Consider the following 19,423-nt stretch of genomic DNA (forward strand, 5'->3'; position numbering starts at 1 on the left):
TATGAGGGCGGCCCGCCTGGGGGCTTTGCGCCACATAGGGTGGGTCAAATTTAAATGCTGAAACCGGGTCAGTTTTGAACGCTCATTGACAGTCTATAGTGAAGCTGCGGACGCCATAACAGCGTTTCGAAGTGGCAATTCAGCTGATCCATCGGTGATCTATCCCACTGTTCAGGATGGATTGAATGGTGTCAGGTTCGTTGCAGCTTGCGTGCAAAGTTCTGCAAGAAATGCGGCTTGGGTAAAGTTGGAGTAGCGCGACAGTCACCTTGACACTGCGTCTTCCATGATTAATTTTATCAACTAAAATAAAACTCAAAGGATGGCGCCGAATGTATCTTGGATTGGATTTGGGAACGTCGGGTCTCAGAGGCATTCTGATCGATGAATCCGGTCTCGTCGTCAGCGACGCAGAAGCTGGCATTTCTACATCGACGCCAAAACCCGGCTGGTCCGAGCAAAATCCGTCAGATTGGATTAGCGCTTGCTTAGAAGTCGTCGCGAATCTCCGTGCGGACAACGAACCGGCATTCGCAAAACTTCGCGGCATTGGTCTGAGCGGACACATGCATGGTGCCACTTTATTGGATGCCAGTGGAAGGGTTCTTAGGCCCTGCATTCTATGGAATGATACACGCTCGGCGGACGAGGCAAGTACACTCGACCAGATTCCACAGATGCGCACCATATCAGGAAACATCGTTTTTCCTGGCTTCACGGCCCCGAAACTGGAATGGGTGCGATCGCACGAGCCCGAGGTGTTCTCAAAAACAGCCAAGGTTCTATTGCCTAAAGACTATCTGCGGTTTTGGCTGACGGGTGAGTACATATCGGACATGTCAGACAGTGCCGGCACATCATGGTTGGACGTAGACAATCGTCAATGGTCGGAAACGGCTTTGGGTTTGGGTCACATGCATGCCTCGCAGATGCCGCGTCTTGTCGAAGGGAACGAACCGGCTGGTGAGTTGAAAACTGAGCTGCGGCGGGCGTGGGGGCTTTCCAATCCTGTCGTTGTGGCAGGTGGCGCAGGTGACAATGCGGCCGCCGCGTGTGGCATCGGGAGCATTCGGGACGGCGCGGGTTTTGTATCTTTGGGAACGTCCGGAGTTCTTCTTGTTGCTCGGGATGCATATGCTCCGGCACCTGAAACTGCAGTACACTGCTTTTGCCACGCTGTTCCCGAAATGTGGATACAAATGGGGGTCATACTCTCGGCAACAAACAGTATGAATTGGTTGTCTCGCAATCTAAGTCAATCTGTGGAAAAACTGGCGTCGATGGTACCCGACAGTATAACCGGACCCTCCTCGATTGCGTTCCTACCGTATCTTTCAGGCGAGCGAACGCCGCATAACAACAGCCGTATCCGAGCAGCTTTCTTAGGCGTAGATGTCGCGTCGGGCCCCGCTGAACTGACACAATCTGTGATGGAAGGCGTTGCCTTCGCGATGCGTGACTGTCTTGAAGCCTTAAAAAGCACAGGAACCGTACCGACCAACTTGATGGCTGTTGGAGGAGGCGCACGATCCAGGTTCTGGTTGGAAACAATGGCGACCGTTTTGCAAGTGCCGTTGGGCTTGCCAAAAGGCAGTGATTTCGGAGCGGCGATGGGCGCAGCGCGCCTCGCTATCTGCGCGGCCAACAACGCAAACCTTGGGGACATCATGACACCACCCAAAATTCAGGAAGTTATCGATCCACGTAACGATCTGGCCGAACACTATGAAAGGGAATATGGGCGATATCGACAGTATTACATGGCGCTGGCGCCCTTGGCGGCAGGATGACGCCTGCAATGGAATATTCTTCTCGGGTCGAGACGGTTATGCTGACCGATGGCGATATGCGGGCATCGGTACTGAACTACGGGGCAATCACTCAAAGTTGGTGGTTCAAGGATATACCGCTTATTTTGGGGTTTGATGATCCAATCAAGTACTTACTCGATACAAGTTATGTGGGCGCAGTTGTAGGTCGTGTTGCGAACCGGATCGGCGGCGCGCGGTTCGAGTTGGCAGGCACACGTTTTGGGCTTAGCGCCAATGAGGGTAAGAATACTCTGCATGGCGGGGCTGAGGGGCTTTCCAAACAATTCTGGAACCTTAGACAGACCGCACCGAACGAAGTGGTATTGCACTACCTTTCACACGACGGGGAAAGCGGTTTTCCTGCGAATGTCCGGTTCGAGGTCAGCGTCACGCTGCGGTACCCACGGTTGACCTATATATTAAAAGGTTATCCTGACCGTCCTACGCCGATCAGCCTAACGCAGCATAACTATTATTCGTTGGGCAGCTCTAAAGGTGTCGACGCACACAAGCTGGAACTGGCTTCTGTCCGCTACTTGGAACTAGACGAACAAGGAGTTCCGTCCGGTGCGATGTGTTCGACCAAGAACGGCGAACTTGATTTCTCTGCGCCCAGATCGATCGGGCATGTTCCAAAGGCCATCGACCACTATTTCTGCTTTGACCTGAATCGCGATCCAACTGGTCCGGTCGCGAAGTTCACCGCACCGTCCGGTCTTTCTCTGACTGCTTATTCTGACCAACCCGGAGTACAGGTCTATTCGGGTGCCCAATTGGCGAAGCCGCTAAGCGGTTCGGCTGGTTTGTGCATCGAACCCTCCGGATATCCGAATGCGCCCAACATATCCTCGTTTCCTTCGATCATATGCACCTACGAGAAACCGTACAGGCAGGTGCTCACGCTCGAGATTTCGGAAGATGGCAATGAGAGCTAGGTTAGTCATTTCCACCATTGGCTTTTTGATTGCCGGCAATGGCGCCAACGCTCAGGAGCTTGGGCCACCTCCAACTTTCCTAGAACCTGATTTCGACCGCGTTGAACTAGGACAGTTGCTATTCTACGACCCGATTTTGTCCGGCAACAAGAACATCAGTTGCGCGACCTGCCATCACCCGAGGTTTGGCACTTCGGACGGCCTTTCGTTAGGAATCGGGGAAGGCGGGATTGGCCTGGCTGCTGAACGCAGGCTGGATCCCCAGAATACGCCGGAGCAACGCATCCCCCGTAATTCACCGGCGCTTTGGAATCTTGGTGCGACAGAGTTTACGACGTTTTTTCATGATGGGCGCCTTGAGGCCGATCCATCACAACCCAACGGGATTAGAACACCTTTGGGGACACATATGCGGTCCGGTTTCCAATCGGCATTAGCGGCGCAGGCGATGTTCCCGGTTCTTTCACCAGACGAAATGGCTGGTCATTACTCGGAAAATGACGTTAGCAAGGCAGTTCGACTCGGGCTTTTGACACAGCAAGGCGGCGCGTGGGATCTGATTGCAGCACGTGTTGCCGCTATCCCAGAATACAAGCAGCGGTTTGAAGCCATTACGCCGGGTGGTGAGATATCTTTCACGGCCATAGCAAATGTGATCGCAGATTTCATCGCGTTCGAATGGCGCGCAGATAACAGTCCTTTTGATCGCGCGATGCGAGGCGAGGGCACACTATCCGAAGACGCCGAACGTGGCATGAACCTGTTTTATGGAGAGGCGGGGTGTAGCGCATGCCACGTGGGATGGTTCCAAACAGATCACAAGTTTCATTCGATCGCCCTTCCGCAAATCGGGCCCGGAAAGGCCGCTCGATTTGAGAACCATGTCAGAGATGATGGTCGTCTTCGCGTCACGGGTAACCCCGAGGACGCGTTTGCCTTTCGTACGCCATCGCTTCGCAATGTGACGCTGACCGCTCCTTACGGGCACAATGGAGCATTTGCACGGCTTGAGGATATCGTACGCCACCATCTGGACTCGGTTTCTTCTTTGCGAAGCTACACTACTGAAATGGCTTATTTGCCAGATTTTCCGGGTTCTGAAGACAAAACTCCGCTGCTGGATCAGCAACATCTAGATGCCATAGCCAAAAGCAATAGTTTACCGAAGGTTGTTCTAACAGATAATGAGGTCGACGCGTTATTGAGCTTTCTGGCAAGTCTTGAAGACCCTGCGCAGAGGTTGGGCGTTCCTGCCTATGTTCCAAGCGGTCTGCCGGTAGATCAATAGTCACCTATGCATTTCAACGATCTGGTTCGGCACGACCTCCTGCCACGCACCGACTTCTCCGTCCGGCCATATTACCCGTAACTGTACTTGAGTTTCAGCCCCCAAGCCGAAATGGTGATAGCCAGCCGTGCCTCCTAAATGTCCGCCGCCAATGGTTATTTCGCGGGTCTGTAAGCCCCGCCTGGTTCGAACCTCGACAAATCCGCCTACCGCTGCCCAATTGAATTTGTCCTGAGTAACTTCTACCAACAGCCAATTGCCACCTGCTGATATATTCTGGTTGACCTCAAGTTTTGATCCACGGTTTACGACCACCAGATCGAGCCGCCCATCGTTGTTCAGATCCGCAAGCGCTGCGCCGCGAGACTTCGCTATCGACGCAACACCAGCCTCTGCCGAAGCTTCGATAAACTGACCTTCCGAATCCTGAACCAAAAGGTTGTTCGGGTCGTTCAGTGCTGCATCGGGCATTTGCTCGACATTGCCTTTGGCGACGAAGATGTCGTCTCTGCCGTCATTGTTGACGTCTCCAAACTGCGCGTGCCAACCGGTCGACGGCCTTCCGTCATTGCCGACATGCGGCCTGTGGGCAGTCGTGCCTTTTTCATAAGTTGCATCGCGCCACGTCGGGCCGCCGGTATCGGGGTCAAAAATTTGGAGTTTTTGGTCACCCATCGAAGTCAAGTAAACCTCAGGAAAGCCGTCTCCGGTCAGATCGCGAGAGGCAATTCCCATGCCCCAGATCGAATAGGGCAGCCATCCGTCTTCGGGCGAATACAATCGGGGCTCTGGCTCCATGGCCCATAGTTGCTCTTGCCCACCGCGAACATAATAGTGGCGGTCGTTGCTGATACGGAGGTCAGCACGTCCGGTTCGCGCCCAGTCTGAAAACAAAATGGAAAGCGAGCAATATCCCGGTTTCAGATGCTGGGGTTGGCCATAACTGTTCCCGTTCGGGCGATAGAGCAGGGTTGGCCCGCAGGATTCAAACGGACCTTCTGGATCGAAGCGATCCACGTAAGTTCCAAACGCCAGAGTCGGCATAGACTGGCCTTCTTCCCAAGTGGCTGAAAACCCTGTGGTCCAGTGATCTTCGGATTGGAACTCGATGTTATCGAAGGGACGGAACTGACAATCCGACTGCCCTTGAAGCAGCACATCTTCGCCAACGCGCAAAATGGCCAGGTCAGTCAAGCCATCGCCGTTAATGTCTAATGGGTAAGCACCGGTTACTCCCGTCAAGAACAGTGGATCCGGCGTTTCAATCCGAAAAGAAATCTCGCCCTGAGAGGTGTTTTTGAACAGCTGAGATCGATTGGATCCGCCCGCGACGAACAATTCGGGAAACGTGTCGCCGTCACAGTCGAAAACTGCTACGCCACCACCCACAAAATGCTCCCAACCGCCGTCGTAGATATGTGCAGGTACATCTATTACTTTGAATTGCGGTTGAGTGCCCGCTTCGGCAGCCGTGGCAAGAAAGAGTAATGCCGCAAGTTCAGGACGCATTCGCCGCAAGCTCCTTCACCTTCAGGATCGAGACTTGTTCGATCCCATAGGCGGCCGCACCTTTGGCCCACATCAGATCACCCCAGTGATGCACTTTGATTTCAGGCAAGGGTGCGTCGACATTCACAACACCATTTCGAATGCGCGTCATAACATCGGCTGAGCAAAGGTGTTCAAAACTCATTTGCGCGCCCGATACAATAATGCACTGGGGATCGAACAGATTAATCAGATTGGATACTCCAAGCCCGAACATCTGTCCTGCACGCGCTAGAACCGAGGCGGCTCTATCATCACCGGAATTGGCGCGAGCGTGGATATCCGAGACCGTTTGCATATTATCGGCGTGACCTGTGACAGTCATTTCCCGGATCAGGGCGTAGTCCCCCACATAGGCTTCCAGACACCCCCGTTGTCCACATTGGCATAATGCGCCATCGAGTTGCACCTTGGTATGCCCAAATTCGGCCCCGCACCCTCTTTCCCCGCGATAAAGTCGGCCGTCCAGAACGATGCCAAGCCCAACACCATGTTCAATCGTGACGACAAGGAAATTCTTCAACCCGTTGCCTAGCCCAGAAAGCTGTTCAGCCTTTGCGACAAGGTTCGCGTCGTTTTCCACGAATGCAGGGCAGGGTAGTTCTTTCGCAAGTAAAGGGCTGAAGTCAATGTTTCTTTCAGTTACCGAGGATGACCAGTGGACAAAGTTCTTTGCCGCATCAATCTGCCCGGCCAATCCGATTGAAACGCCAGCCAAGTGTCCGATTGAAAGACCGACCCGTTGGCACGTATCTTCAAGGGCTTCGCGAATAGTCGATATAAGCTTCGTCGGCGACATTCGGGCGTCTTCAAGCGGGACGTTGTGCGACGTCACCTCGTTGCCTTCAAAATCCACTAAAATGACCGAGATCACCTGACGAGCAATCTTCAGGCCCGCAACAAGGATGGATTGGCCATCCAATTGCAGCAAAACTCTGGGCCGCCCTCTTTTTCCAGACTTTGACTGAGCTTCGCCTTCGGTTTCCTTGATCAGCCCTGCCGAGATCAGATCAGCCGTCGCTGAAGTGATCGTGGCAGGACTGGTCTCCAAGGCGGATGCGATATCAATCCGCGATACGGATCCATTGCTTCTGATCTGTTCCAACACCCGTAGGCGGGTCGCGTTTCGTTGGTCCAAAGAAACTACAGACGCTTTGCTTTTCAGCATCTTGCCCTCGCGAATCTTACCTTTGGTTCAATCTATTTGAATTTTGATGTGTCTTATAGACTAAATATTTTACCGACTGAAATAAATGTGTTATTTAAAATTGTGAGAGCCGCGAATCGAGTTGAGATGGCTCTGCATATGGGAGGAAATCATGAAAAAAATTCTCAGCTTCTCAGCTGTAGCCACGCTGCTGGCCTCGACTGCGTTCGCAGAGCCGGTAGTCGGCGTAAGCTGGTCCAACTTTCAGGAAGAGCGCTGGAAGACAGACGAAGCCGCGATCAAATCGGCGCTAGAAGCCGGCGGTGCCGAGTATATCTCGGCCGATGCGCAATCATCCTCGGCCAAACAGCTTTCGGATATCGAAAGCCTGATTGCGCAAGGCGTGGACGCGCTTATCATCCTAGCGCAGGACGCGCAGGCCATTGGTCCCGCGGTTCAGGCCGCGGCGGACGAAGGTATTCCTGTGATTGCCTATGACCGTCTGATCGAGGACGACCGAGCATTTTATCTGACCTTCGACAACGTGGAAGTCGGCAGAATGCAGGCTCGGGCTGTCTTTGAGGCCATGCCCAAAGGCAACTACGTGATGATCAAAGGCTCTCCTACTGATCCGAACGCAGATTTCCTGCGCGGTGGTCAGCAAGAGATCATCGGAGCAGCCGTCGACAGCGGTGACATTGTAATTGTTGGTGAAGCCTACACAGATGGTTGGTTGCCCGCGAACGCGCAGCGGAACATGGAACAAATCCTGACCGCGAACGAAAACAACGTGGATGCAGTCGTTGCGTCGAATGACGGTACTGCAGGCGGTGTTGTTGCTGCGCTGACCGCACAGGGTATGGAAGGCATTCCGGTGTCAGGTCAGGATGGCGACCACGCAGCGTTGAACCGCGTTGCGCTGGGCACTCAAACCGTTTCGGTATGGAAGGACGCTCGTGAACTCGGAAAGGCCGCTGGCGAAATCGCAGTCGCATTGAGCGGTGGGACAAGCCCTGCTGATGTCGAAGGTGCAGTTAGTTGGACATCACCTGGTGGCACCGAGATGAACTCGGTCTTCCTCGCACCCGTTCCGATCACCAAGGACAACCTATCCGTTGTTGTGGACGCTGGATGGATCCCATTGGAAGATCTGTGTCAGGGCGTTGAAAACGGACCTGCTCCCTGCAACTAAACTTCAAAGTCCCTGGCCCCGTCTGGGCCGGGGACTATTGCTGAATATGAAAGATCGGAAATGACCGAAACTTCGTCTCAGCCGGTACCTGAAAAAGCGAAACCCAGCCTGTTCCAGCAACTGGAACTGGATATGCGGCTTTTGGGAATGATCGGCGCGTTTGTCATCCTGTGCATCGGGTTCAACATCTTCACAGATGGAAGGTTCCTGACGCCGCGCAATCTATTCAACCTGTCCATCCAGACGGTTTCGGTCGCCATTATGGCATGCGGGATGGTATTTATTATCGTCACGCGGCACATCGACTTGTCGGTTGGTGCACTGCTGGCAACAACCTCGGCCGTGATGGCGATGACGCAAACCGAGCTTTTGCCGCAAGTACTTGGTATGGGTCTGAACAATCCTGCAACCTGGGCGATCACCATTGTCGTCGGGTTGTTTGTCGGCACGCTGATTGGTGCGTTTCATGGCTGGATGGTCGGATACCTGACGATACCAGCCTTCATCGTTACGCTTGGTGGGTTTCTGGTTTGGCGAAACGTGGCGTGGTATTTGACTAGCGGTCAGACGATTGGTCCTCTGGATAGTACATTCCTGATGTTTGGCGGGACCAACGGGACATTGGGAACGACGACAAGCTGGCTGTTCGGCTTGTTTGCTACCGCAATCGCGATCTGGGCTTTGTGGAGCAGTCGTCGCGCAAAGGCGGCACATGGGTTCCCCGTCAAACCTGTCTGGGCCGAGGCCACTTTGGCCGGGATAATCGCGATCGCCATCCTCGGGTACGTTTACATCGTAAACAGCTACGCCATACCAACGCGTCGGCTGCAACGTATGTTCGAAGCGCGCGGAGAGACAATGCCAGAGGGGCTGGTCGTCGGATACGGCATACCGATTTCTGTACTCATCCTAATCATCGTGGCTGTCACGCTGACAATTGTGGCGCGAAAAACCCGGTTTGGTCGGTACATCTTTGCCACTGGCGGCAACCCGGATGCGGCAGAGCTTTCGGGTATCAACACTCGACTGCTAACCGTGAAAATCTTTGCTTTGATGGGTTTCTTGTGCGCCGTGTCCGCGGTGGTCGCCTCGGCCCGCTTGGCGAACCATTCGAACGACATTGGTACGCTCGACGAACTTCGGGTCATAGCAGCTGCAGTGATCGGAGGAACCGCATTGTCGGGCGGCATCGGCACTATCTATGGCGCGATCCTGGGTGCATTGATCATGCAGGCGCTGCAATCGGGCATGGCAATGGTTGGCGTTGACGCGCCGTTTCAGAACATCGTCGTCGGCAGCGTCCTCGTGTTGGCCGTCTATATCGACATCGTTTACCGCAAGCGACTGGGGGCAAAGTGATGCAAGTTCAGGATACGCAGAAAAAACCTTCTGGCACTGGGCGCGGTTCAGGCGCGCCGCCATTGGTCCAGATGCACGACATCTCGATTTCCTTCGGTGGGATCAAGGCCGTCGACCATGTGTCGGTCGATCTCTATCCGGGTGAAGTCGTTGGCCTGCTTGGCCACAACGGGGCCGGAAAGTCCACGTTGATCAAGGTATTGTCCGGCGCCTATCAGATGGACCACGGCGAGATTCTGATCGATGGCAAGCCGGTCGAGATTGGCAATCCCCGTGACGCCCGGGCGAACAATATCGAAACGATATATCAGACGCTCGCCTTGGCCGACAATCTGGACGCGACATCAAACCTGTTCCTGGGGCGCGAGATGACGACGCCTTTTGGCTTGGTCAACGACGCAGCCATGGAAGCCGAGTGCCGAAAGATCATGGCGCAGCTCAACCCAAACTTTCAGAAGTTCAATGACCCGGTCTCCGCCTTATCGGGTGGGCAAAGACAGTCAGTGGCGATCGCGCGCGCGGTCTATTTCAACGCCCGTATCCTGATCATGGATGAACCCACAGCAGCGCTTGGGCCGCATGAAACTCAGATGGTGGCGGATCTGATCCACCAGCTAAAGGCGCAAGGCATCGGGATATTTCTGATCGATCACGACGTGCATGCCGTCATGGAACTGTGCGACCGCGCATCGGTCATGAAGAACGGAAAACTGGTTGGGACGGTCGATATCTCAGACGTGACTGACGACGATCTTTTGTCGATGATCATTCTCGGCAAGCAGCCAGCACAAAAAGCAGAGTAGGGGGCAGAAATGCCAAGTGGATTTTTTGAAGGGATCGAGAAGGTCCAGTTTGAAGGCGTGGACAGCAAGAACCCGTTGGCCTTTCGTCACTACGACCCGGATGAAATCATTATGGGCAAGCGTATGGAGGACCATCTGCGGTTTGCTGTGGCCTGGTGGCATTCATTCGCGTGGGAGGGCGGAGACCCCTTTGGTGGACCTACGTTCGAACGCCCATGGTATCCTCAGGACGATATGGACCGGGCCCGTCAGAAGGCAGATATTGCGTTCGAATTGTTTGAGCTTTTGGGGCAGCCATTCTTTTGCTGGCACGACGCTGACATCCGGCCCGAACAGGGAAATTTTGTCGATAACCTGCGCACATTGGAAGATATCACCGATTATATCGGTGAAAAGATGCAGGTGTCTGGCACCAAGCTGCTTTGGGGCACGGCCAATATGTTCAGCCATCGTCGCTGGATGTCTGGTGCCAGTACCAATCCTGATCCCGACGTTTTTGCGTTTGCAGCTGCGACAGTGAAATCCTGCATGGATGCGACCCATAAGCTCGGCGGAGAAAACTACGTTCTATGGGGTGGCCGAGAAGGCTATGAAACCCTGTTGAACACGGATTTGAAAACCGAGTTGGACCACATGGGCCGTTTCTTGAACATGGTCGTTGAATACAAACACAAGATTGGGTTCAAAGGAACTATTCTCGTGGAGCCCAAGCCTCAGGAGCCGTCCAAACACCAATACGACTACGACGCCGCGACTTGTATTGGGTTTCTCAGGAAGTACGGGTTGGAGGACGAGGTCAAGTTGAACCTCGAGCAGGGGCATGCGATCCTGGCCGGACACAGTTTCGAGCATGAAATTGCGGTCGCCGCTGCCGAAGGGATGCTTGGCTCGATCGACATGAACCGAAACGATTACCAATCCGGATGGGATACGGACCAGTTCCCGAATAACACGCCAGAGGTTGCTTTGGCATATTACTACATCCTGAAAGCTGGTGGCTTTACAACTGGGGGCACAAATTTTGACGCCAAAATTCGTCGGCAATCGCTTGATGCAAAAGATCTTGTTGCAGCCCATGTCGGCGGAATGGATATTTGTGCACGGGGCTTGAAAGCTGCGGCTGCTATGGTTGAAGACGGTGGCTTGGAGGACGCGCTGACGGAACGGTATTCCGGTTGGAACACTCCGGAAGCAGTTTCTATGTTGGGTAGCAGTCTGGAAGAGATTTCTGCCCGGGTTCTACAGGAAAATACCAACCCGAAACCACAATCTGGGCGTCAGGAGATTCTGGAGAATTATGTGAACAGGTTTGTGTGACCAAGGAAAACTGCAATCGGGGAACTGTCAAAAGAATCTTGTCAGAAGAACTTTGCTTGGGCGGGGTAAGGGTGTTGCGTAGCTTTTGCCCATGACCAGACCTGCATCTTTCAAATACTATAATAACCGGTTCTGAGATCATCCGCTTGACCGTGATGCTGTACATCCGATTTCCGATCTCACTTCGGAATGCCGTAGATCTGTTGCACGAGCGAGGCATCGACCTGAGTCACGAAACCTACTGCTACAGTTGGAACAGGTTCGGTCCGATGTTTGCCTCTGAGATCCGAAGAAAGCGGATGCAACAACTGCGCGCACTCTCGATATGGAAGTGGCACGCCGACGAGATTTTGTGAAGGTGAATGGTAAGAGACATTGCCTCTGGCGGGTTGTTGATCACGAAGGTGAGGTGCTGGAAACCGTTGTCACCAAATGCCGAAACGAGTAGCCGCTTATTTCGGGATCAAGATCAGTGGTTTTGGGACTGGGTAAACAGCCTACTGTATTCAATGCAGTGATCAGTCACCATTTGGTGCGAACAAAGGATTACAGCGGGCATTGACGCTCAGCTATCGTCGGACAAGCGCCAGATGTCTTGCTCTCCAAACCCACGGATTGTTCGCGCGCCGACATTCTCAAGGTCAAACTGATCTTTGAGGACCTGCGCGACTTCGTCCTGGACTGAAATCTGCATCGGGTCAGAGAATTCCTGAAGTCTGGAGGCCAGATTCACAGCCGGACCAAAGATATCGTACACATACTTCTGGATGCCAACGACCGACCCGACGACCGATCCCGTGGCCAGTCCAATTCTGCACCGCCACTGATGCGGATGGCTCAGGTTTCGGCGGGTCAAATAGCGTACGAAACGAATGGCTGTGTTTGCAATTGCCTTGGCGTGATCCGGAGTCGGATCGGGCAGGCCTGCGACGGTGATATATGCGTCTCCAATCGTCTTGATCCGTTCGCAACCGAATTGCTCACCTATGCGATCGAACGCGCTGTAGATATCATTCAGTTCGGTGACCGTGACGCTTGGGTCCTGCGAGGCGACCATATCCGTGAACCCCACGAAATCGAGCATCAGGACGGAGACGGGATCATAGAGTTGTGGCGTGACCACGCCGAAAGTCTTGTACTCTTCGTAGACCGACCGGGGCATCAGATTTAGCAGCAGTTTTTCAACCTGCTCCTTTTCCCGCTTCAACTCGCGGGTGTTCCGTTCCACCATCATCGAATAGGAGTCGATCATGGACTCCAGCTCTTTGATGCGGGTGATGTTCTGACATACCAGAACCAGCACATCGTCATGCGCGACCGTGAAATCGAGTGCGATCACCAGTGTGCGGCGTTTCTTTTTGAACGTGATTTCTGATGTATGTCGCCCGGTGCCGGACAGGCTTGTTTGCACTGTGTCGATATCCAGATCAGGAAAGAGCTGCTGCAATTGGTCTGAAGGGCCATCGGCACTGAACCACTCGTCAAACGTATCATTGCGGAACCCAAACTTCAGCGATTGACGGTCCAGTAGGGCAACGCCCACACCAATCGCGCGAAGGAGCTGTTCATTGATGGCTTCGATGGTCATGATTTATCCAACAATCAAGGGGCGACGTTTACTGAATTCCGCGACAACGATATCGATGTCCTCGGCATCCACGCCGTGTCTTTGCAAAGCGTCACGGAGCACGACCTCCAATTCGTCGAAATGGTCATCGGTAATTTCGAGATGAGAGTGTAACTGGCGCAGTTGATTGTCGGTGTAGGAGGCCGGACCACCAAGGAGCGACGCTATGAACTTGGTCTGATGGTCGACCATGCGGCTCATATCCACGTTGTCGAAGAAGGGTCCAACCTCGTCATTGTCCAGCAGGATGTCATAGAACGAGAACACGATCTTGCTGATCTGTGAAAACCCACCGTATTTTTCATAAAGTGTGCGCTCGGCCATAACAAAATCCCCCTTAAACAAACTAATACCAAGAAAATGGTGGATCGACTACACCGGGTAATCTTCATCGTTCTTTGACGGTTGGGTCAAAGAACGATGAGCCAGTGATTCACGATCTCAGCCACGCTGCATGACAATTTCAGCGTACTCGGATGAGATGCAAAGTGTGTCATTGCCTGAGATATCGAACTTCTCGATCAGGGCCATGATATCGCGCTGCAGCGCCTCTTGTCCCGGTGCGTCCAGTGCATCGAAGGCCTTTTGCATCGGACCATAGAAAGTCCGAAAATACTCTAGGAAGTGTTCGGCTGAACGGTAGCGGAACATGAAGTTCTTGCGTCGGAACGAAACGATGGTGCTGTGCGATCCGAAGGAATCTTCAATCCAGTCCCGGCTGCCCCACAAAGCCGGAGAGCTTACGCCAGCAGGTGGAGGCACATGTTTACCGATTGTTTTGAACAGAAGGCCGATGAAGCTGTCCGGCGTCCAGTTGGCCAGACCAATCTTGCCGCCGCTTTTGACGACCCGTTGCAGCTCTGCTGCTGATTGTTGTTGGTTCGGTGTGAACATCACGCCGAACGTCGAAACCACCGCGTCGCAGGATTGATCATCGAAAGGCAGGTTTTCGGCGTCGGCAACCTTGTAGGTCACGAACAGACCTTCCGCTTTGGCGCGCTGGCTGCTGGCGTCCAGCAGGGCTTCTACATAGTCGGTCGATGTAACATCACAAAAGCGCCGGGCGAAGGCCAGCGTGGCATTACCATTCCCGGCGGCGATATCCAGTACCTTGGAACCGGGCATCAGATCCATGCTTTCAGCCAGTTCTTCACCCGTAATTTGAAGGGTGACACCCACTTTGCTGTAGTCGCCGGAGCCCCAGGCGACGTTTTGCTTTGCTTTGATTGCCGCAAAGTCTGTGGTGGCGTTGATCGATGTTTGAATACCCATGATATTGCTCCTTTTTGATGTGGCAGTGGTTTGATGAAGGCCGCATTGCTAAATGCGGCCCCGGTCAGGCAGCTTGACGTTCTGGCCAGCTGACAGTTTCAACGGGCCGCTCCACATTGGCCACGTGTTCGAAAATCCTTGCGTTGATCCATTCGGGCTGGAAGACCGGCGCCATATGGCCCAGCTCGGGCAGCAACGCGATCCGCGCATTGGGCAAAGCCTTCGCGATCTCGACCGAGACGTGCTGCGCAATCTCAGGTGACTCCAAACCAGTCATTACCAACGTCGGTATTTCAAGCTTGGACAGGTCCTTCAGTTGCCAGGTTTCAGCAAAACCTTTTGCAAAATCAGACATGACTGATGGGATCATCCCAATGAACCGGTCCTGGGCCTGCGCGGGCAGCGAGTTCCAAAACCCCTTCTCGTTCCAGAAATCCAAAAAGTGATGCATACCAGCAGCGGCATCGCCATCCGCTGCTGCGGCGCTCACCACACCCGCGAGAAGCTGGATTTGCCCGAACAGTTTCTTGCTGGCATCATTGCCAGCCTGCAGAAAATGAAAGGCTGCAGGCTCATAAACCGTCAGGCTTTTGACAAGATCAGGACGCATCAACGCGACCTTGATGGCGACGCCTCCGCCGTTGGAATGCCCAACCAGATGCACGGGGCGTCCCAGCGCTTCGATTTCGCGGATTACCGGTATGGCAGAAAACGCCGCACCGTTTTGAGAGTTATCTCCAGTCAACGGGCTGCGACCGTACCCGGGAAGATCAACAGCGTGAACATTAAAGCGACCTTCCAGATCCGCCGCCAGTTGGTTCCATTGCCCACTATTGGACGCCGAAGAATGCAACGCAAAAATAGGTGCGTTAATCATTTCAGTAGTTCTAAAAGAAATAGTCATCGTTCTTACCCAATCGCACTTAAGATGGGCAATAACTGACCTTTCTATGTTTCATTGTGATGTCTGGAAGCGGTGCCAAGTGTTTCAGTTGTTGCTCTGTGAAGCAGGTCACACAACTTGCTATCTGGCTCAAAAACAAACAGGTTTATCGGCCTGTACTTGGCTGAGTTGGCACCTATTGAAACAATTGAAACACGCGATGCTGATTTTGAAATGGCATTGAAACAATGGTATCCTAAAAATTCAGGATGACGATGGGCATGGCGAACGAATTTGAAGAAATCGAGAAGGCGCGGGACCTTCTTCGTGATGCGATCGAATCTCTCAAAGAAGGGTTCGCCCTCTATGATGATGATCGCCGCCTTGTCCTGTTCAATCAACGATATGCCGAGATGAACAAGGGGGTTGCCGACCTGCTGCAACCCGGACTGGACTGGGAAATCCTGATGCGCGAGACGGCGCGCCGGGGAATTTACGCCGAAGCCATCGGCAATGAACAGCAGTGGGTTTCGGACCGGTTGGCTAATGGGGTCGAGTTCATCCAAGACTTTGAGCTGATGGAAACGGATGGGCGCACCTATCTGGTTTCTGTTCATCCCACCAAGTTCGGCGGATTTGTCGTCACGCGTGAGGATATCACCGAACGCAAACAAGCCGAGGTCGAAGAGCGCGACGGGGATCTATTGATCCGAAAGGTGCTGGATGCCAGTTCTGCTATCGTAACTATGGCGCGGATTGGTGATGGTCAGATACTGTATCGCACGCCTGCTGCGCTGCAGATGTTCGGACCTTCCAAATCTGCAAAACAGCATTATCAAAAGCCGGAAGAGCGCGCGGATTTTGTAACCCAGCTTTTGGCCGATGGTCGTGTCGATGACTACAAGCTCGACTTGATTAATGCGGCTGGCAAAACCTTCCCTGCGTCGATTTCGTCTCAATTGATCGATTACAAAGGCGAAGAAGTCATCGTGACCAGCGTGATCGATCTAACCGTCCAGAAAGAGGCTGATGCCTTGATCCGTCAGGTCATGGAGGCTTATCCAGCAGCCATCAACATGACGCATGCCGACACCGGCGAGGTGCTGTTTGCTACGCCCGAGATAAAGGCGCTGTTTGGTGATGCAGAAAGTTCGAAATCCTACTATGCGGATCCGAATGAGCGCGAACGGTACCTGAAAGACCTCCGGCAAGCGGGGGCGCTTAAGGATCGGCGTATGGAGTTCGTCGATGCAAGCGGACGAAAGTTCTGGGGGGCGGATTCTTCACGGCTGATCGAGTTCAATGGTGAAGAAGTAATCGTTTCCAATACCCGCGATCTGACCGATGAATTGGCCATTGAGGCTGAGCTTGAAAAGCAACGAGAGCTGCTGTTCCAGAACGAAAAGATGTCTGCGCTTGGCGAACTACTCGCCGGTGTGGCGCATGAGCTTAACAATCCATTGTCGGTTGTTGTGGGTCATTCGTTGATGTTGAAGGAAGAAATTTCCGACCCCGATCTCGGTGTCAGGATTGAAAAAATCGGCAATGCTGCAGAACGCTGCGCGAAGATTGTAAAGACCTTTCTGGCGATGGCGCGTCAGCAGCCCAGCAAGATCGAGCAGGTTGATGTTCCCAGCCTGATCGAAACAGCTGCGGATGTCGCCGGGTACGGTAGCTCATCAGGTGAAATTCGCATTGAGCAAAGTGTGCCAGCAGACCTGCCTGCAGTTGCCGGGGATGCGGACCAGCTTACGCAAGTCGTCTTGAATCTTATCATCAATGCCGAGCAGGCCATGACCGCATCCGGCATCGGCGACCAGATCATGCTGTCTGCCGAGGTCAAGCCTGCCATCGGAATGGTTGAGATCACGGTTCAGGACAATGGCCCCGGTATCCCCAAAGCCATACGCGCACGTATCTTCGAGCCGTTCTTCACCACAAAAGAAGTGGGTGACGGCACCGGGATTGGGCTTGCTTTCTGTCACCGGATCATTCTGTCCCATGGCGGTCAGATCAGGCTTGATCAGGCCGCAGTGTCCGGCACCTGCTTCCGGATAACTCTGCCCGTCGCAAAGATGCAAAATGATGTGGCTGAAGAAAAACCCGAACCCGCCGCGAATTTTGCCAAGCACCGTGCATTGGTCGTGGATGATGAGGTCGAAGTGGGTGAGATCAATGCCGAGATACTGCGGAAGGACGGCTTTCACGTTGATTTCGTTACCTCAGGGGAAGAGGCGCTCAGGCAACTGCAGTCCGCCAACTACGATGTATTCCTAAGTGATATGAACATGCCCGGTGTTGACGGACGCAAGATTTATGAGGCGCTGGTGGCGCGTTTTCCGAAAATGCTGACCCGGACAGCATACATCACCGGGGACACCATGGGTGAAAGCTCATTGGGACTGCTGAAGGAATCCGGTCTGCCCTATCTGGAAAAACCCGTCTCGCCTTCGGAACTGAGAATACTTGTCGGAAAGCTGCTCGCCGATCAGAAGGATCAAACTGATGAATGACCAGAAAACCCATATCCTGGTTTGCGATGACGAGATCGACGTGCGCGAGATGCTTCAGGAATATCTGAGCAAACGCGGGTACGAGGTTTCTGCAGCCGCTGGCGGAGAAGAGCTCCGGTCTGTCATCTCCTCTCGTGCTGTTGATGTCATGATCATGGATATCAATATGCCAAAGGAAGACGGTCTTTCGATCCTCAGATCGCTTCGTCCTGAAAACACGACGCCCGTGATCATGTTGACTGCAGCAGGCGATGTAGTGGACCGGATCATCGGGCTTGAGATGGGGGCAGATGACTATCTTGGAAAGCCGGTTGATCTTCGGGAACTGGAAGCGCGGATCAAGGCCCTATTACGCCGAGGGGCCATAAACGAAAGTCTGCCCGCAGATGCCTCCGAAGGCAATTTGGCCCTTTTTGGCGACTACACGCTGGATAAAGAGGCAGCCAAACTTCTTGCGCCGGATGGATCCGAGGTCCCGCTAACGGCGATGGAGTATAGTCTGCTCAAGGTGTTTGCTGAAAACAAAGGGCGTGTTTTGAACCGTGATCAGTTGCTAGAACAAGCGCACGACCGGTCCTGGGATCCGTTCGATCGCAGCATTGATATCAGAATATCCAGACTGCGCCGGAAGCTTGAAACCAACCCGGAAAAGCCGGAAATCATCAGAACCGTGCGGGGTATAGGTTATGTCTATGATCCCAAATAGGGTTTGCCGTTCCGGACGAACACATTGCGAGAAGCACCGTGGAAACCAAGCTCGTCACGACCATAATTGCTGACATTTCTGACAGCACTCCGTTCTACGAAGAAATGGGGGACGATCAGGCGCAGCAGTTGATTCAGTTTGAAATCGATCGATTGCGTGAGGTTCTACTAGGGTTTGGCGGAGTTCCTGTGGGGCAGAAAGGCGATGACGTCTTGTCCTATTTCAAGGAACCCGAAGCCGCCGTAAACGCGGTTGTAGAGATGATTCAGAAACCGCCCGGAACATTATTGTCGGTCCACGCGGGTGTTCATCAAGGTCCTGTTGTTATTGGCGATAATGGGATATTTGGCGAAACAGTTAATCTGACCGCACGTTTGGCGGCGGCGGCCAATCCGGGTGAAGCTTGCGTCAGCGAAAGCGTCGCCAAGGATCTAAGCCCCGAAAGTCTCCAGATGCTCACCCCAATCGGATCGCTTCGCCTGAAAGGTGTGAGTGAACCGGTCAAAGCCTATTCAATCGTGGCCTCAACGGACGGGTTAAGCACCGTGATGCATCTGCCGACGCAGACGGCCAGCGGATCTGAGGGCATGCAACAGAATGAAAGCTTTGCGCTCATTCTTTATCACGACGATCATACCTGGCGGTGTCGGGAAGGCGGGGAGCTAACGATCGGCAGATCCAGTCAATGCGATGTCATCCTGCCTGAGCCGTGGGTTTCGCGACTGCATGCGGTACTCAGCATGAAAGGCGGGAAGCTGATGCTGGCGGATCGCAGTTCGTCGGGAACTTACGTACAATTCGAGAATGCGCGTGAAATCCAGCTTAAGCGCGAGAACATAATGCTGGCCGATAGCGGGCTGATATCGCCTGCACTATCAATTTTGCACTCTGATGCGCGCCCATTAGAGTTTGAGGTCGTCCGCCGATAAACGACGTGGCACGCCTGAATTCTGGCTTCTGTGGTGAAAGTCTCAGAAAGAAACTCGCGATTGTGCTAGAATCGGCACCAATTGCGTATTTCA

The 19,423-nt window shown here is 53.5% G+C and carries 16 protein-coding genes and 1 pseudogene; 11 read left to right on the forward strand and 6 right to left on the reverse strand.

Translation table 11 applies throughout. The features are described from left to right. The first annotated feature begins 332 nt into the window (after positions 1-332). From xylB to ACRZ96_RS00015, 3 genes are read left to right on the forward strand one after another with little or no spacing between them, the layout of a single operon-like run. A complete protein-coding gene (gene xylB / locus ACRZ96_RS00005) occupies positions 333-1,790 on the forward strand; it encodes a xylulokinase (RefSeq protein ID WP_480771561.1) in 1,458 nt (485 codons plus the stop codon). Positions 1,791-1,798: 8 nt separating this feature from the next. Continuing rightward, entirely contained in the window at positions 1,799-2,746 is a 948-nt protein-coding gene (locus ACRZ96_RS00010) for an aldose epimerase family protein (RefSeq protein WP_170511823.1), read from the forward strand. Beyond that, positions 2,736-4,034, forward strand: coding sequence for a cytochrome-c peroxidase (locus tag ACRZ96_RS00015; protein ID WP_480771560.1), 1,299 nt, complete (start codon positions 2,736-2,738; stop codon positions 4,032-4,034). Before ACRZ96_RS00010 ends, ACRZ96_RS00015 begins: the two co-directional genes overlap by 11 nt. Here the strand turns inward: ACRZ96_RS00015 and ACRZ96_RS00020 are convergent, their stop codons facing one another. Together ACRZ96_RS00020 and ACRZ96_RS00025 are read right to left on the reverse strand one after the other, a co-directional pair. Then, positions 4,035-5,543: a CRTAC1 family protein gene (locus ACRZ96_RS00020; protein ID WP_480771559.1), complete on the reverse strand. Its 1,509-nt coding sequence runs from the start codon at positions 5,541-5,543 to the stop codon at positions 4,035-4,037. Beyond that, positions 5,533-6,750 carry an ROK family protein gene (locus tag ACRZ96_RS00025; RefSeq protein ID WP_480705261.1) on the reverse strand — a complete coding sequence of 406 codons (1,218 nt, stop codon included), beginning with the start codon at positions 6,748-6,750 and terminating at the stop codon, positions 5,533-5,535. The genes ACRZ96_RS00020 and ACRZ96_RS00025 overlap by 11 nt, the downstream gene beginning before the upstream one ends. A gap of 151 nt (positions 6,751-6,901) precedes the next feature. Between ACRZ96_RS00025 and xylF the strand changes: the two genes are divergently transcribed. From xylF to ACRZ96_RS00050, 5 genes and pseudogenes are all read left to right on the forward strand, one after another. Then, positions 6,902-7,921, forward strand: coding sequence for a D-xylose ABC transporter substrate-binding protein (gene xylF, locus ACRZ96_RS00030; RefSeq protein ID WP_170512769.1), 1,020 nt, complete (start codon positions 6,902-6,904; stop codon positions 7,919-7,921). Between the two features lie 60 nt (positions 7,922-7,981). Further along, positions 7,982-9,280 carry a sugar ABC transporter permease gene (locus tag ACRZ96_RS00035; RefSeq protein ID WP_170396208.1) on the forward strand — a complete coding sequence of 433 codons (1,299 nt, stop codon included), beginning with the start codon at positions 7,982-7,984 and terminating at the stop codon, positions 9,278-9,280. Further along, complete coding sequence (locus ACRZ96_RS00040) at positions 9,280-10,083, forward strand: ATP-binding cassette domain-containing protein (RefSeq protein WP_480814117.1); 804 nt, start codon at positions 9,280-9,282, stop codon at positions 10,081-10,083. Before ACRZ96_RS00035 ends, ACRZ96_RS00040 begins: the two co-directional genes overlap by 1 nt. A 9-nt stretch (positions 10,084-10,092) precedes the next feature. Beyond that, positions 10,093-11,400 (forward strand): xylose isomerase, encoded by a 1,308-nt coding sequence (gene xylA / locus ACRZ96_RS00045; protein WP_480771558.1) that lies wholly within the window; start codon positions 10,093-10,095, stop codon positions 11,398-11,400. A gap of 101 nt (positions 11,401-11,501) precedes the next feature. Next, positions 11,502-11,842, forward strand: a pseudogene (locus tag ACRZ96_RS00050) (DDE-type integrase/transposase/recombinase); the annotation flags it as partial. A gap of 123 nt (positions 11,843-11,965) precedes the next feature. Here ACRZ96_RS00050 and ACRZ96_RS00055 read toward each other — a convergent pair. From ACRZ96_RS00055 to ACRZ96_RS00070, 4 genes are all read right to left on the reverse strand, one after another. Continuing rightward, the gene (locus ACRZ96_RS00055) at positions 11,966-12,988 is read right to left on the reverse strand and encodes an adenylate/guanylate cyclase domain-containing protein (protein ID WP_170396212.1); all 1,023 of its coding nucleotides are present in this window, start codon (positions 12,986-12,988) and stop codon (positions 11,966-11,968) included. Positions 12,989-12,991: 3 nt separating this feature from the next. After that, the gene (locus ACRZ96_RS00060; RefSeq protein WP_170396214.1) at positions 12,992-13,351 is read right to left on the reverse strand and encodes a group I truncated hemoglobin; all 360 of its coding nucleotides are present in this window, start codon (positions 13,349-13,351) and stop codon (positions 12,992-12,994) included. Positions 13,352-13,468: 117 nt separating this feature from the next. After that, positions 13,469-14,299, reverse strand: a complete 831-nt coding sequence (locus ACRZ96_RS00065) for a class I SAM-dependent methyltransferase (protein WP_480771557.1) — start codon at positions 14,297-14,299, stop codon at positions 13,469-13,471. Positions 14,300-14,363: 64 nt separating this feature from the next. Beyond that, positions 14,364-15,176, reverse strand: coding sequence for an alpha/beta fold hydrolase (locus tag ACRZ96_RS00070; protein WP_480814118.1), 813 nt, complete (start codon positions 15,174-15,176; stop codon positions 14,364-14,366). Positions 15,177-15,463: 287 nt separating this feature from the next. Between ACRZ96_RS00070 and ACRZ96_RS00075 the strand changes: the two genes are divergently transcribed. From ACRZ96_RS00075 to ACRZ96_RS00085, 3 genes are read left to right on the forward strand one after another with little or no spacing between them, the layout of a single operon-like run. Beyond that, positions 15,464-17,695 (forward strand): ATP-binding protein, encoded by a 2,232-nt coding sequence (locus ACRZ96_RS00075; RefSeq protein WP_480771555.1) that lies wholly within the window; start codon positions 15,464-15,466, stop codon positions 17,693-17,695. Then, a complete protein-coding gene (locus tag ACRZ96_RS00080; protein WP_170396223.1) occupies positions 17,688-18,401 on the forward strand; it encodes a response regulator in 714 nt (237 codons plus the stop codon). Before ACRZ96_RS00075 ends, ACRZ96_RS00080 begins: the two co-directional genes overlap by 8 nt. A gap of 38 nt (positions 18,402-18,439) precedes the next feature. After that, the gene (locus ACRZ96_RS00085) at positions 18,440-19,330 is read left to right on the forward strand and encodes an adenylate/guanylate cyclase domain-containing protein (RefSeq protein WP_170403417.1); all 891 of its coding nucleotides are present in this window, start codon (positions 18,440-18,442) and stop codon (positions 19,328-19,330) included. The last annotated feature ends 93 nt before the right edge of the window (positions 19,331-19,423 follow it).

The sequence above is a fragment of the Ruegeria sp. CF1 genome, assembly GCF_056537445.1.

What these genes read in the sequence shown, in the direction of transcription:
- xylB (WP_480771561.1), top strand. Translation starts at nt 333, where the DNA reads ATGTATCTTGGATTGGATTTGGGAACGTCGGGTCTCAGAGGCATTCTG.
- ACRZ96_RS00010 (WP_170511823.1), top strand. Translation starts at nt 1,799, where the DNA reads ATGGAATATTCTTCTCGGGTCGAGACGGTTATGCTGACCGATGGCGAT.
- ACRZ96_RS00015 (WP_480771560.1), top strand. Translation starts at nt 2,736, where the DNA reads ATGAGAGCTAGGTTAGTCATTTCCACCATTGGCTTTTTGATTGCCGGC.
- ACRZ96_RS00020 (WP_480771559.1), bottom strand. Translation starts at nt 5,543, where the DNA reads ATGCGTCCTGAACTTGCGGCATTACTCTTTCTTGCCACGGCTGCCGAA.
- ACRZ96_RS00025 (WP_480705261.1), bottom strand. Translation starts at nt 6,750, where the DNA reads ATGCTGAAAAGCAAAGCGTCTGTAGTTTCTTTGGACCAACGAAACGCG.
- xylF (WP_170512769.1), top strand. Translation starts at nt 6,902, where the DNA reads ATGAAAAAAATTCTCAGCTTCTCAGCTGTAGCCACGCTGCTGGCCTCG.
- ACRZ96_RS00035 (WP_170396208.1), top strand. Translation starts at nt 7,982, where the DNA reads ATGACCGAAACTTCGTCTCAGCCGGTACCTGAAAAAGCGAAACCCAGC.
- ACRZ96_RS00040 (WP_480814117.1), top strand. Translation starts at nt 9,280, where the DNA reads ATGCAAGTTCAGGATACGCAGAAAAAACCTTCTGGCACTGGGCGCGGT.
- xylA (WP_480771558.1), top strand. Translation starts at nt 10,093, where the DNA reads ATGCCAAGTGGATTTTTTGAAGGGATCGAGAAGGTCCAGTTTGAAGGC.
- ACRZ96_RS00055 (WP_170396212.1), bottom strand. Translation starts at nt 12,988, where the DNA reads ATGACCATCGAAGCCATCAATGAACAGCTCCTTCGCGCGATTGGTGTG.
- ACRZ96_RS00060 (WP_170396214.1), bottom strand. Translation starts at nt 13,351, where the DNA reads ATGGCCGAGCGCACACTTTATGAAAAATACGGTGGGTTTTCACAGATC.
- ACRZ96_RS00065 (WP_480771557.1), bottom strand. Translation starts at nt 14,299, where the DNA reads ATGGGTATTCAAACATCGATCAACGCCACCACAGACTTTGCGGCAATC.
- ACRZ96_RS00070 (WP_480814118.1), bottom strand. Translation starts at nt 15,176, where the DNA reads ATGATTAACGCACCTATTTTTGCGTTGCATTCTTCGGCGTCCAATAGT.
- ACRZ96_RS00075 (WP_480771555.1), top strand. Translation starts at nt 15,464, where the DNA reads ATGGCGAACGAATTTGAAGAAATCGAGAAGGCGCGGGACCTTCTTCGT.
- ACRZ96_RS00080 (WP_170396223.1), top strand. Translation starts at nt 17,688, where the DNA reads ATGAATGACCAGAAAACCCATATCCTGGTTTGCGATGACGAGATCGAC.